Source organism: Pseudomonas sp. GL-B-12 (assembly GCF_019955895.1).
Classification (GTDB): Bacteria; Pseudomonadota; Gammaproteobacteria; order Pseudomonadales; family Pseudomonadaceae; genus Aquipseudomonas.
In genome coordinates this window covers 40,675-52,909 of sequence record NZ_JAHBCX010000028.1, presented here as the reverse complement: position 1 = coordinate 52,909, position 12,235 = coordinate 40,675, and the positions used below count along the sequence as shown (strand labels likewise).

Below are 12,235 nucleotides of genomic sequence, written 5' to 3'. Positions count from 1 at the left end.
GCCACGTTTAGGGTCATATCGCCATGCACCAGATCGGACTCATTGTTTACCCCGGTTTCCAGGTTTTGGGCCTGGCCATGTGTGCCGCCTTCGAGTTGGCCAACAGTGCCGGTGACGAGCCGTTGTACCGCATTGCCTTGCTGTCCGAGCCGGGTGGCCTGGTGCAAACGTCCGCCGGTTTTGCTGTGCAGACCGAAGCATTCGACCAGCGTGGGTTCGATACGCTGCTGGTCCTGGGCGACAACCTGATCCGCCCGACCACGCCGGGCATGCTGGCGTTTTTGCGTCGCGCCAGTCTCGGCACCCGGCGTCTGGGCTCGATTTGCACGGGGGCGATAGCCCTGGCGGAGGCGGGCTTGCTCGACGGGCGGCGGGCGACAACCCACTGGGCGCATGTGCCGGCCTTTCGCAAGGCGTACCCGAACGTGAAGGTCGAGGAAGACCGGATCTTCATCAACGACGGCCACCTGTGGACCGCGGCGGGTATGAGCGCTTGCGTCGATCTGGCGCTGGCCCTGGTGGAGAGCGATCTGGGCGTCGACATTGCACGCAAGGTAGCGCGGCAATTGGTGGTGTACCACCGGCGTTCGGGCGGGCAGTCGCAGTTTTCGGTGATGCTGGAACTGGCCCCCAAAACCGACCGGATACAGGCCGCGCTGAACTACGCCAAGCAGAATCTCAAGTCGGCGCTGTCGGTCGAGGAGCTGGCCAGCGCGGCCAATCTCAGCCCTCGGCAATTCAGCCGGGTGTTTCATGCCGAAACCGGCCAGTCTCCGGCCAAGGCCATCGAAAACCTGCGGGTCGAGTCGGCCCGGTTGATGATGGAAACCGGACGACACTCCATCGATGTGGTGGCGACGGACACCGGCTTTGGGGACCGGGAACGTATGCGCCGCGCTTTTATTCGGGCGTTCGGGCAGCCGCCGCAGGTGATCCAGCGTGCCAGTCGGGGCTGAATCATGATGTCCTGAAAGGTGGTGTATACGACATTCAGGTCTTTATATTATCGGCGTAATCTTGATCTCGTTGAAACTTTTCCCTCAATGAGATCACCGCCATGACCCTCGTCAAAGCCGCCGCCGTACAAATCAGCCCTGTTCTTTACAGCCGTGAAGGCACCGTCGACAAAGTGGTGCAGAAGATTCTCGAACTCGGCGAACAGGGTGTGCAATTCGCCGTGTTCCCGGAAACCGTCGTGCCGTACTACCCGTACTTTTCCTACGTGCAGTCACCGTTCGAAATGGCCGCCGAACACCTCAAGCTGCTGGACCAGGCGGTCACGGTGCCTTCGGCCGCCACCGATGCCATCGGCGCTGCGGCCAGGCAATCCGGGATGGTCGTGTCCATCGGCGTCAACGAACGCGATGGCGGCACGCTGTACAACACGCAGTTGCTGTTCGATGCCGACGGCTCGCTGATCCAGCGTCGCCGCAAGATTTCCCCGACCTACCACGAGCGCATGATCTGGGGCATGGGCGACGGCTCCGGTCTGCGTGCCGTCGACAGCGCGGTAGGGCGCATCGGGCAACTGGCCTGCTGGGAGCATTTCAACCCGCTGGCCCGCTATGCCTTGATGGCCGATGGCGAACAGATCCATGCGGCGATGTACCCGGGGTCGTTTGCAGGTCCCCTGTTTGCCTCGCAAATGGAAGTCAGCATTCGCCAGCATGCCCTGGAGGCCGCGTGCTTTGTGGTCAACTCCACGGCGTGGCTGTACCCCGAACAGCAGGCGCAGATCATGGCCGACACCGGTTGTGCTATCGGCCCGATCTCGGGTGGCTGTTACACGGCGATCGTCGGCCCGGACGGTGTGGTGCTGGGTTCGTTGCAGGAAGGTGAGGGCGAGGTGATTGTTGATCTCGACATGAGCCAGATCGACAAGCGCAAACGCATGATGGATTCCCGCGGCCACTACAGCCGCCCGGAATTGCTGAGCCTGTTGATTGACCGCACCCCTCAAACCCATGTGCATGAACGCAGCGCGCATCCGAAGCTGGCCGAGCAGACCGGGCTGGAAGAAGTGATTGGTTAGTTCCTGGCAAAAAAACAGGGGACTTCATGGAAGTCCCCTTTTTGTTTGTCCGCGTTGCAGCTTTCGTTTCAGCGACGCCAGATGAAACGAGCCAGCAGCGCATCGATGCTGAGCTTGCCGCCACCTGACAGCAACAGCGGTGTGAAGGCCACAAGGTAGATCAATGGCAGTTTGAAGTTGCCGTAACCCTTGTTGCTGATGGCATAACCTTGGGCAAGTTCGCTGAGGCTGTGCCAGTCGGCGGGCCAATGCACGGCGGCAGTTGCGACGAGGGTCACCACCATCAGGCTCAGCGCCGAAAAACGTGTGCCCAGGCCCACCAGCAAGGTCAAGGCGAAGATCAGTTCGGCCCACATCGACAGTTCCCAGTTCAGCGTCGCTGGAAGGTGGTCGAACGGAAACGGGAAGCGCGCCTGGATATCGGTGAACCAGTTCTGGCCGTTGAATTTTTCCAGGCCGGACTCGAGGAACTCCCAGGCGAGAAACACCCGCAGCGCCAGGGGGGCAACCCAGTCGCCGGCACGGTCGAGGTTCAGGTGCAGGCCTTTGACGGCCGAAGAAATGGAGGTGCTCATGGACGTTGCTCTCTTTCAGGTCAGGGCGGCGGGGCAACGGCATGCCCCGTGAGTTGAGCGCTTTGATTGGCGTGGCCAATCGACAGGTGTATTTCATCAACGGGGTGTATCTGCGGTGTGTCGTTGCGGCGGGGTTTTGCGTGCGGGGTGTGTCTGGGGCGGGGCTGTATACATTGAGATACGTAACCGGTCACCACATATCCCTTACCCCTGTGGGAGCGAGCCTGCTCCGGGCGGCGATCCGACGATGGCGGAGTGTCGGGCGGCAGCTATGTTGGATGTGCCGGCCTCTTCGAGAGCAGGCTCGCTCCCACAGGGAAATTGCTATACATTTTCCGGCCGCCCACTGCATGGTGAACCGCTTCATGTCCCTCGCGCTCGAACGTCTAGTCGCTGGCACGCCAATCCCTTTCGCCGGTAATCGTGTCACTGTCGTCAGCCCCGAACTGGCGCAACGCTTCCAGCCCGGTGACCACCTGCTGGTGGAGCAGGTCAGCGGCGAGTTGCTACTGATCCCCGTGGCGGACCAGCAAGCGGCCAACGTCGCGATCGAGCGCGCCCAGGCGGCATTCACCGCGCTGTCGGCGGTGTCTGACCAGGCGATCAGCGCCTTCTTCGACCTGTTTGCTCAACGCCTGGAAACCCCGGAATGCTGGGCCTTGATCGAAGCCGCCAACCTGGCTGACATCGAACGGGCCAAGGCGCGCGGTCGCTCGACCACCCGGTTGCTGGCCGATGAGCGCATGCGTCGTGACATGATCGCCGGCCTGCGCGCCTGGCGTGATGCCGCGGCCAGTCGTGGCAAGGTGATCAGTTGCGTCGAGCACGATGGCTGGAAAGTCGAGCAAGTGGTCTCGCCGCTGGGCATCGTCGCGTTCGTCTTCGAAGGTCGGCCGAATGTGTTTGCTGACGCGGCCGGTGTATTGCGCACCGGCAACACCGCCGTGCTGCGCATCGGCAGTGATGCGTTGGGCACGGCCCAGGCGATCGTCACCCATGCACTGAACCCTGCGCTGAGCGACGCCGGCTTGCCGGCCGGTGCCGTGTCGCTGGTGGAAAGTGTCAACCACGCCGCCGGTTGGGCGATGTTCGCTGACCGGCGTCTGTCATTGGCGGTGGCCCGTGGTTCGGGTCGCGCCGTCAGCCAGTTGGGCAGCATTGCGCAGCAGGCCGGCACGGCGGTCAGCCTGCACGGCACCGGTGGCGCGTGGCTGATCGCCAATGCCGATGCCGACGCCAAGCGTTTTGCCGCCGTGGTGCGCAACTCCCTGGACCGCAAGGTCTGCAACACCCTGAACGTCTGCCTGATTCACCGCGACCGTGCCGCTGAACTGGTGCCGCTGTTCCTCGACGCACTCAAGCAGGCCGGCACCGCACGGGGCCAGGGTTGCAAGCTGCACATCGTCGAAGGCAGCGAGTCGCATCTGCCACAAGATTGGCTGGCGGCAACGGTCGAGGTGTACCGCGCCGAAGGCTATCAGACCGAGGCGCAGGCCGAGCCGTTGCCCGAAGATCAATTGGGCCGTGAATGGGAGTGGGAAGAAACCCCGGAAGTCAGCCTGAAAATCGTCGACGACCTGGACAGTGCCATTGCCTTGTTCAATCGCTACAGCCCGCAATTCACGGTGTCGTTGATCAGTGAGAGTGCCGAGGCCCAGGAGCGATTCTACAACGCGGTCAACGCGCCTTTTGTCGGCAATGGCATCACCCGTTGGGTCGACGGCCAGTACGCGTTGAACAAGCCGGAACTGGGACTTTCGAACTGGGAGAGCGGTCGCCTGTTTGCTCGCAGTGCGATTCTCTCCGGTGATGGTGTGTTCACTATTCGTAGCCGCATGACCCAGGTCGATCTGGGCGTCAAACGCTGAACCCTGTGGGAGCAAGCCCGCTCCCACATTTGGTTTTCGTTCCAGCATAAAAAAGGCCTGCTCCTTATCGGGAGCAGGCCTTGTTTATCAATAAGTCAGTAATGACTCATTCAATCAGTAGAACCGGTCAATCACCCGAACTTCGTTCTGATTCTGCATCGAGGCCCAGGCCTGCTTCAGGGTTTGCAGAACATTACCGATGAAGTCCTTGTCGGCGGCGGCTTTCTTGCCGACATAGCCCTGGCCGCGACGGTACATCTTCAGTCGGGCCAGCAGGTTCTGGTTGTTCTGGTCGAACTCTGCTTCATGGGCGTGCGGCGACAGGCAGTCGATGTGAACCTGGCCACACTTGCTGATCCAGAGAATATGGTTGTCGTGGCTGTCTTTCTTTGCAGCGAAGATACGAGCCAGTTCATCGATAGTTGGTTGATTGTTCAGATTCATCATAAAGCCCCTTGACCAATTGGTGATCTTTCAAAGTTGATTCGCTAATACAGGTAGCCCATCGGTTAGTTGATCCCTGGCACCGAAACCAGGACGTCAGCGTTCGACCGCCTTATCGGGCGGGGTCCTGCGTCTGTTGCATGTAGTCGTGTTGAATAACTGCTACGCAATAGCGTCACAACGAAGAGAAGCGGCGAAAACCTTAAGGCCACTGCCGACGTTTTCAGGGTCGGCCACAAGCTTCATGAGGATTGCTCGCCAAGACTTCTCGCCCTTGTACTGGACGTTCAGGCCAGGTCAGCTTCTTCAATCTGCCTTGTGGGCAGCGTGTATCCGGGAAAAACAGCTCGGCGGTCAGACGAGCTTGCTCAAACGTGTTGCCTGTACTCCCGATCGGGGAGACGTCTGCATCATGCAAGGGCAAATCGGAGGCGTCAACGGTTTTGTAGTGAATATTTTCAGTCACTACATATTGTCGGACAAAGCTGTTGGGAATTAGCGGGCGGAGTCGAAGGTGTGTCGGTCAGGACGACAAAGGCGGACACTCAAAGCGGTAAAAAGTGCAGGGATGACCGTCTACCAGCTGCTGATGCAAGGTGAACCCGTCAACGTTGAGCCCCGGCATCACGGCGGCCCAGAACAGGCGTGCCGGCTGATTCGCCTCGATGTGGAAAATCTGCCATTGACCGGGGAATTGACTCAAGAGGGTGGATACGACAAATCGCGCGACACCCTGGCCACGGAAGCGTCGACTGACAAACAGATAGCCGATGTTGTAGTCGGCACCGGGTAGATGGACCTGGTTATCCACGGTCACGAAGCCGGCCAGTTCACCGTCGACCTTGATCAGGAATGGCCGGGTGGCTGGGTTTCGCCAGTAGTCGGGCATGGGCAGGATGTTGAACAAACCGTATTCGCCCAGTTTCAGCGGCAACCATTCGCTGAAGTCGTAGGTGTAGAACTGCATCAGGTTCTCGATGGTTTCCAGTTCATCGCGTTGGGCGGCGTGCAGTTCAATCGAAGACATTCGAAGTGGCTCCTGATCGGCCAAGGGACACCATTGATTATGGCCGGCGTCGCACGATCTGTGGCGAGGGAGCTTGCTCCCTCGCCACAGGGTTCGGTGTCAGGTTTACGTGTTGCTTGCGGGTTTTGCCCTGCGCTTGGTGCCGTTCGCAGCTTTGCGCGGGGTGCCTTTACGTTTTTTCTTCCATGGGGCTGCGGCGGAGCCGCCGGGCGGTGGACCGCTGATGGTCAGGCTCAGCCCGGCACAGCGACTGACCTGTTTGCTCATCCACGCCGCCTGTTTGGTGACGAACTCTTCCAGGCTCATTTCCCCGCTTTGCACCATGTCCAGGGCCTGTTCCCAGATCGCCGTGGTGCCCGGATCGGCGATGGCCCGTGGTACGGCGTCGATCAGGCTGAACGCGGCCGGCGTGGCGGCCAGGGCCTTGCCGTTCTTGACCAGATAACCACGGTCGAGCAGGCCCTGGATGATCGACGCACGGGTCGCTTCGGTGCCGATGCCGGTGGTGTCCTTGAGTTTTTGCTTGAGCAGCGGGTCTTCCACCAGTTTGGCCACATTCTTCATGGCCTTGATCAGGTCGCCTTCCGTGAACGGCTTTGGCGGTTGCGTCCACAGATCCTTGAGTTGCACGCCGGCCACTGCGCAATCGATGCCTTCGGCCAGGTTGGGCAGAGTCTGCGGTGCCGGGGCTTCGCGCCCCTTGGCCGGAGCCAGCGCTTCGGGCAGGGCGCGTTTCCAGCCCGGCTCGATGATCTGCTTGCCGACAGCCCGCAAGGCCTCGCCGGCGCAGTCGAAGTCGGCCTGGGTGCGGTCGTATTCGTGATTGGGCAGGAACTGCGCCAGGTATCGGGCGCGGATCAGGGTGTAGACCGCACGCTGTTTGCCCGCCAGGCGCTCGAGGTTCTTTGCCGCAGCCGTGGGGATGATGCCGTGGTGAGCGCTGACCTTGGCATCGTTCCAGGCCCGTGAGCGCCGTTGCGGATCAAGGTGGTCGTGCAAGGCGTTCAACGCCGGATCGGCCTGGCGCAACGCCGCCAGAATGGCTGGTGCCTCACTGTGCTGACTGAGGGGCAAGTAGCCGCAATCACTGCGCGGATAGGTGATGACTTTGTAGGTTTCGTACAGCGCCTGGGCGATGTCGAGGGTTTCCTGGGCACCGAGACCGAGCTTCTTCGAGCAGACCTCCTGCAGGGTGCCCAGGTCGAACGGCAGCGGGGCCACCTCGCGCATCCGTTCGGTGCGCAACTTGATCACCCGCGCACTGGCCGCGCCGCTCATGGCGGCCGCCGCCTGTTGCGCCAGCGCCTGGTTCAGGCAGCGATCCTGATCGTCGCAAACGTCCGATGCCGCGCGCCATTGCGCAGTGAACGCGGTGCCGTTGTGCAGCAGTTGCACGTCGATGGCCCAATAGGGGACGGGCACAAAGTCGGCAATGCTGCGATCGCGATCCACCACCAGGCGCAAGGTCGGCGTTTGCACCCGGCCGACCGGTAACACGCCTTGATAGCCAGACTGGCGCCCCAGCAGGGTGAACAGCCGACTCATGTTCATGCCGATCAGCCAGTCGGCCCGGGAACGCCCCAGGGCCGAGTGATAGAGGCTGAAGGTCTCGTGCCCCGGTTTGAGGGCCGCAAGGGCCTTGCGGATGGACGCATCGTCCAGCGCCGACAACCAGAGGCGGCGGATCGGCCCGCGATAGCGGCAATGCTCCACCAGTTCCCGGGCGATCATCTCGCCCTCGCGGTCGGCGTCCGTGGCGATGATCAGTTCGGACGCTTCACCGAGCAGGCGCTTGACCGCCTTGTACTGGCTGGCGGTGCGCGGCTTGACGGTCATTTTCCATTTTTCGGGAATGATCGGCAGGTCGGCCAGCACCCAGCGCTTGTAGCGCGCGTCGTAGGCATCCGGCGGTGCGGTTTCCAGCAGGTGGCCGATGCACCAGGTCACCGTGACGTCCGTTCCCAGCCAGCAGCCATCGCCCCGGCGCCGGGCGCCGAGGACTGCCGCAATGTCTTTGGCCTGGGAAGGTTTTTCACAGAGGTACAGCCGCATAACCACCATCGTCGATCAATTTGCCAGAGGTGCACAGAATGGCGCTTGATGGGCGATGGAGCAATCTTTATCTGTATGGATGTACAGCTTGGTGTGTCGCGCCGAAGGCCTGCGCCGGCTGACACCGGCCTGGCTCCGTTCGGCTGCGAAGCAGTCGCGAGGGTGAAACTTGGGTTATACCTGATAAACCGTGGTCTCAGGTTTTGGGGCTGCTGCGCAGCCCATCGCGGGCAAGCCACGCTCCCACGTTGTGCTGTGGTGTTGTCGAGAAACTGCGGGCTTGCCCGCGATGAACGTTGACGCGGTATTCCGATTTGCAGGTCCATCACTGTCATGAGGAACGCATTCCATGAAAAGCTCCGGTCCTAGCCCTGTCATCACCATCGCCGAGCAGCCTGGCTGTCTGCTGGTGAGATTTCACGGCATTCAAGTGGCGGCCTCGGCACGCGCCCTGGTGTTGCTGGAGGCCAATTACCCGCCGGTGTACTACGTGCCGCGAGAGGACATCGACGAGAAATATTTCGCCCGCACCGACCACACCAGCTATTGCCCGTACAAGGGCGATGCCAGTTATTTCAGCTTGCAGGTGCCGGGGCATGAAAGTGCCAACGCGGTGTGGAGTTACGAAGACCCCAAGGTATCGGTGGAGCAAATCCGCGGATACCTGGCGTTCTACCCGGATCAAGTGAAGTTCGAGTTGCTTGATGCCGAAGTTTGATTAGGGTTGATCGCCGCGACGAGGGAGCCGCTCCCTCGTCGCGAGCAATGACCTCAGTTCCTGTCGAGATCCACGTTGCGCGTCTCACGCAGACAAATCATCCCCACCACCAGGCTCACCCCGGTGATCACCACCGGGTACCACAGCCCGTAGAAGATGTCCCCGGTGTACACCACCAACGCGAACGACACGGTCGGCAGGAAACCGCCGAACCAGCCGTTGCCGATGTGGTAGGGCAGGGACATCGAGGTGTAGCGGATGCGGGTCGGGAACAGTTCGACCATCAACGCCGCCAGCGGGCCGTAGCACATCGCGGAGATGATGATCAGCGCGACGATCAGCGCCACGATCATCGGTTTGTTGATCTGCTGCATGTCAGCCTGTTGCGGGTAACCGGCGAGGGTCACGGCACCGCGCAGGGCGGCTTCGTCGAAACCATCGATCTTCACGTCACCGACGCTGACCTGCACGCCGCTGCCGGCCGGGGCCGCTGCGCTCTGGTAGGGCAGACCCTGCTTGACCAGGAAGGTCTTGACCTTGTCGCACGGGCTGTCGAATTTCGCCTTGCCCACCGGGTCGAACTGGAAGGTGCAGGTGGCCGGGTCGGCCATCACGGTGATCGGTGCCTGGCGACTGGCCTGGTCGATGGCCGGGTTGGCGTAGTGGGCCAGGGTCTTGAAGATCGGGAAGTACAGCGCGGTGGCCAGCAGCAGGCCGATCATCAGCACCGGTTTACGCCCGACCTTGTCCGACAGCCAGCCAAAGAAAATGAAGAAAGGCGCGCCAATGGTCACGCTGACAATCAGCAAGCCGTTGGCCACCGCCGGGTCCATTTTCAGGAACTGGGTGAGGAAGAACAGCACATAGAATTGCGCGGCATAGAAGGTCACCGCTTGCCCGGCATTGATGCTGAACAGGGCGATCAACACCACCTTGAGGTTTTCCCATTTGCCGAAGGAGTCGCGAATCGGCTGTTTGCACAGCTTGCCTTCTTCTTTCATTTTCACGAAGGCTGGCGACTCGTGCAGGCTCATACGAATCCAGGTCGAGATGCCCAGCAGCACGATGGAAAACAGGAACGGAATACGCCAGCCCCAGACTTCGAACTGGTCACCGGTGAAGTAGCGGCAGCCCAGCACCACCAGCAGCGACAGCAGCAGGCCCAGAGTCGCGGTGGACTGAATCCAGCTGGTGTGGAAGCCCCGCTTGCCGACGGGCGCGTGCTCGGCGACATAGGTCGCGGCGCCGCCGTATTCACCGCCCAGGGCCAGGCCCTGGAGCATGCGCAGCATCACCAGGATGATCGGCGCGGCGATGCCGATGCTGGCGTAGGTCGGCAGCAACCCGACGCAGAACGTCGCCAGGCCCATGAGGATGATGGTGGCGAGGAAGGTGTACTTGCGCCCGATCATGTCCCCCAACCGCCCGAACACCAGCGCGCCGAACGGCCGGACGATGAAGCCGGCGGCGAAGGCCATCAGGGCAAAGATAAACGCCGTGGTGTCGTTGACCCCGGCGAAGAACTGCTTGCTGATCACCGCCGCGAGGGCGCCATAGAGGAAAAAGTCGTACCACTCGAAGACCGTCCCGAGGGACGAGGCGAAGATGACTTTCTGGGTTTCCTGGCTGGTGCCCGCGCTGCGCACGGCTTCCAGGGTTTGAACGTTCTCTGACATACCGGTATCCCTCACAGTGATTGTTTTTGTTGTTCCACTGGTGTTGCGTGTTCCTTGCAGGGGTGATGCTCGATGTCCGTGAATCTGATGCGGTCCTTGTGGGAGCGGGCTTGCTCGCGAAAGCGTCGTGTCATTCAACATCAATGTGAATGATCCACCGCCTTCGCGAGCAAGCCCGCTCCCACAGGTGATGTGTTTACAGAAGGGTTGAGGATCATCTGCGCAGCCTTCTCGGCAATCATCAGCGTCGGCGAGCAGGTGTTGCCCGAGGTGATGCGCGGCATGATCGAGGCATCGGCAATGCGCAGGCCGGGGATGCCATGGACCTTGAGTTGCGCATCGACCACGGCGTCGGCGTCATTGCCCATGCGGCAGGTGCCCACCGGATGGAAAATCGTGGTGCCGATCCGCGCGGCGGCTTCGTGCAGTTGTTCTTCGTTTTGCAGGCTGTCGCCGGGCAGGTATTCCACCGGATTGAAGGCGCGCAGGGCCGGGGCGGCGACGATGCGCCGGGTCAGGCGAATGGCGTCGGCGGCGACCCGCAGGTCCTCCGGATGGCTCAGGTAATTGGGTTGGATCAGCGGGGCTTCCTGCGGATCGGCGGAGCGGATTTCCACCCGGCCACGGCTTTGCGGACGCAGATCGCAGACCGACGCGGTGAACGCCGGGAACGCATGCAGCGGTTCGCCAAAGCGCTCCAGCGACAGTGGCTGCACGTGGTATTCGAGATTGGCGGAAGTCTGCTCCGGCCCCGATCGGGCAAAAGCGCCCAACTGGCTCGGCGCCATGGACAGCGGGCCGCTGCGGTCATACAGGTAGCGCAGGCCCATGCCCATCTTGCCCCACAGGCTGCCGGCAATCTGGTTCAGGGTGCGGGCATTTTCCAGCTTGTAGATCAGCCGCAGTTGCAGGTGATCCTGCAGGTTGCCACCGACGCCGGGTAGTTCATGGACGACGCCAATGCCCAGCCGCTCCAGCAGTGGACGCGGGCCGATGCCGGAGCGTTGCAGGATGCTGGGCGAACCGACGGAGCCGGCACACAGGACGATCTCCTTGCGCGCCTTGAAGTTTTTCGCCTGGCCTTGCCAGCGGGCGCTGACCGCCGATGCACGGCCATTGTCCAGCAACACGCGGTCGACTTCGACACCGGTCAGCACGGTGAGATTGGGACGCTGGCGAATGGGTTTGAGAAAGGCCTTGGACGCGTTCCAGCGGATTCCGGCCTTCTGATTGACCTGGAAATAGCCGCAACCTTCGTTGTCGCCCTGGTTGAAGTCATCGATGCTGGCGATGCCGCTTTGTTCGGCGGCACTGCGGAACGCATCGAGAATCGGCCATGACAGGCGCTGGCGTTCGACTCGCCATTCGCCCGCGGCGCCGTGAAATTCGGCGGCGCCGGCAAAGTGGTTTTCACTCTGCTTGAACAGCGGCAACACGTCTTGCCAGCTCCAGCCAGGGTTGCCGTCGGCGGCCCAGCGGTCGTAGTCGCCGGCCTGGCCGCGCATGTAGATCATGCCGTTGATCGAGGAACAGCCGCCCAGTACCTTGCCGCGCGGGTAGCTCAGGGCGCGGCCTTGCAGGCCCGGTTGCGCTTCGGTCTTGAAGCACCAGTCGGTGCGCGGGTTGCCGATGCAGAACAGGTAGCCCACGGGGATGTGAATCCACGCATAGTTGTCGCGGCCACCGGCCTCGAGCAGCAACACGCGATGTTGCGCATTGGCCGACAAACGATTGGCCAGCAGACATCCGGCCGGCCCGGCCCCGACCACGATGTAATCGTATTCATCAAGGGAAGTCTGCATCCCTGACCTCGCGTTGTTGTTCTTGTTGTCTGTCATCCTAG

At 61.7% G+C, this 12,235-nt stretch carries 10 protein-coding genes; 4 read left to right on the top strand and 6 right to left on the bottom strand.

Annotation, left to right across the window (positions count from 1 at the left end; genetic code table 11):
- Positions 1–23 precede the first annotated feature (23 nt).
- Together KGA85_RS16515 and KGA85_RS16510 are read left to right on the top strand one after the other, a co-directional pair.
- Entirely contained in the window at positions 24–956 is a 933-nt protein-coding gene (locus KGA85_RS16515; protein WP_223543236.1) for a GlxA family transcriptional regulator, read from the top strand.
- Between the two features lie 101 nt (positions 957–1,057).
- On the top strand, positions 1,058–2,032 hold the full coding sequence (locus KGA85_RS16510; RefSeq protein ID WP_223543235.1) for a carbon-nitrogen hydrolase family protein: 975 nt from the start codon (positions 1,058–1,060) through the stop codon (positions 2,030–2,032).
- 68 nt (positions 2,033–2,100) lie between these two features.
- Here the strand turns inward: KGA85_RS16510 and KGA85_RS16505 are convergent, their stop codons facing one another.
- Positions 2,101–2,607 (bottom strand): DoxX family protein, encoded by a 507-nt coding sequence (locus KGA85_RS16505; protein WP_223543234.1) that lies wholly within the window; start codon positions 2,605–2,607, stop codon positions 2,101–2,103.
- 365 nt (positions 2,608–2,972) lie between these two features.
- On the opposite strand from KGA85_RS16505, the gene KGA85_RS16500 reads away from it, so the two are divergent.
- Positions 2,973–4,475: an aldehyde dehydrogenase family protein gene (locus KGA85_RS16500; protein ID WP_223456002.1), complete on the top strand. Its 1,503-nt coding sequence runs from the start codon at positions 2,973–2,975 to the stop codon at positions 4,473–4,475.
- A 114-nt stretch (positions 4,476–4,589) separates the two neighbouring features.
- On the opposite strand, the gene KGA85_RS16495 is transcribed toward KGA85_RS16500, so the two are convergent.
- The 3 genes from KGA85_RS16495 to KGA85_RS16485 all read right to left on the bottom strand — a co-directional run bounded on the left by KGA85_RS16495 (position 4,590) and on the right by KGA85_RS16485 (position 7,998).
- Positions 4,590–4,919 (bottom strand): hypothetical protein, encoded by a 330-nt coding sequence (locus KGA85_RS16495; protein ID WP_032829393.1) that lies wholly within the window; start codon positions 4,917–4,919, stop codon positions 4,590–4,592.
- Between the two features lie 523 nt (positions 4,920–5,442).
- Positions 5,443–5,946 (bottom strand): GNAT family N-acetyltransferase, encoded by a 504-nt coding sequence (locus KGA85_RS16490; RefSeq protein ID WP_223456001.1) that lies wholly within the window; start codon positions 5,944–5,946, stop codon positions 5,443–5,445.
- 105 nt (positions 5,947–6,051) lie between these two features.
- Positions 6,052–7,998: a DNA topoisomerase III gene (locus tag KGA85_RS16485; protein ID WP_263287412.1), complete on the bottom strand. Its 1,947-nt coding sequence runs from the start codon at positions 7,996–7,998 to the stop codon at positions 6,052–6,054.
- A 349-nt stretch (positions 7,999–8,347) separates the two neighbouring features.
- On the opposite strand from KGA85_RS16485, the gene KGA85_RS16480 reads away from it, so the two are divergent.
- A complete protein-coding gene (locus tag KGA85_RS16480; protein WP_008046975.1) occupies positions 8,348–8,716 on the top strand; it encodes a DUF427 domain-containing protein in 369 nt (122 codons plus the stop codon).
- A 53-nt stretch (positions 8,717–8,769) separates the two neighbouring features.
- On the opposite strand, the gene KGA85_RS16475 is transcribed toward KGA85_RS16480, so the two are convergent.
- Positions 8,770–10,392: an MFS transporter gene (locus KGA85_RS16475; RefSeq protein WP_223455999.1), complete on the bottom strand. Its 1,623-nt coding sequence runs from the start codon at positions 10,390–10,392 to the stop codon at positions 8,770–8,772.
- A gap of 140 nt (positions 10,393–10,532) precedes the next feature.
- Positions 10,533–12,194, bottom strand: a complete 1,662-nt coding sequence (locus KGA85_RS16470; protein WP_223455998.1) for a GMC family oxidoreductase — start codon at positions 12,192–12,194, stop codon at positions 10,533–10,535.
- Between the last annotated feature and the right edge of the window lie 41 nt (positions 12,195–12,235).

Coding starts and splice junctions, on each gene's coding strand:
- KGA85_RS16500 (WP_223456002.1), top strand. CDS start 2,973: ATGTCCCTCGCGCTCGAACGTCTAGTCGCTGGCACGCCAATCCCTTTC.
- KGA85_RS16505 (WP_223543234.1), bottom strand. CDS start 2,607: ATGAGCACCTCCATTTCTTCGGCCGTCAAAGGCCTGCACCTGAACCTC.
- KGA85_RS16480 (WP_008046975.1), top strand. CDS start 8,348: ATGAAAAGCTCCGGTCCTAGCCCTGTCATCACCATCGCCGAGCAGCCT.
- KGA85_RS16485 (WP_263287412.1), bottom strand. CDS start 7,998: ATGCGGCTGTACCTCTGTGAAAAACCTTCCCAGGCCAAAGACATTGCG.
- KGA85_RS16515 (WP_223543236.1), top strand. CDS start 24: ATGCACCAGATCGGACTCATTGTTTACCCCGGTTTCCAGGTTTTGGGC.
- KGA85_RS16495 (WP_032829393.1), bottom strand. CDS start 4,919: ATGAATCTGAACAATCAACCAACTATCGATGAACTGGCTCGTATCTTC.
- KGA85_RS16490 (WP_223456001.1), bottom strand. CDS start 5,946: ATGTCTTCGATTGAACTGCACGCCGCCCAACGCGATGAACTGGAAACC.
- KGA85_RS16470 (WP_223455998.1), bottom strand. CDS start 12,194: ATGCAGACTTCCCTTGATGAATACGATTACATCGTGGTCGGGGCCGGG.
- KGA85_RS16510 (WP_223543235.1), top strand. CDS start 1,058: ATGACCCTCGTCAAAGCCGCCGCCGTACAAATCAGCCCTGTTCTTTAC.
- KGA85_RS16475 (WP_223455999.1), bottom strand. CDS start 10,392: ATGTCAGAGAACGTTCAAACCCTGGAAGCCGTGCGCAGCGCGGGCACC.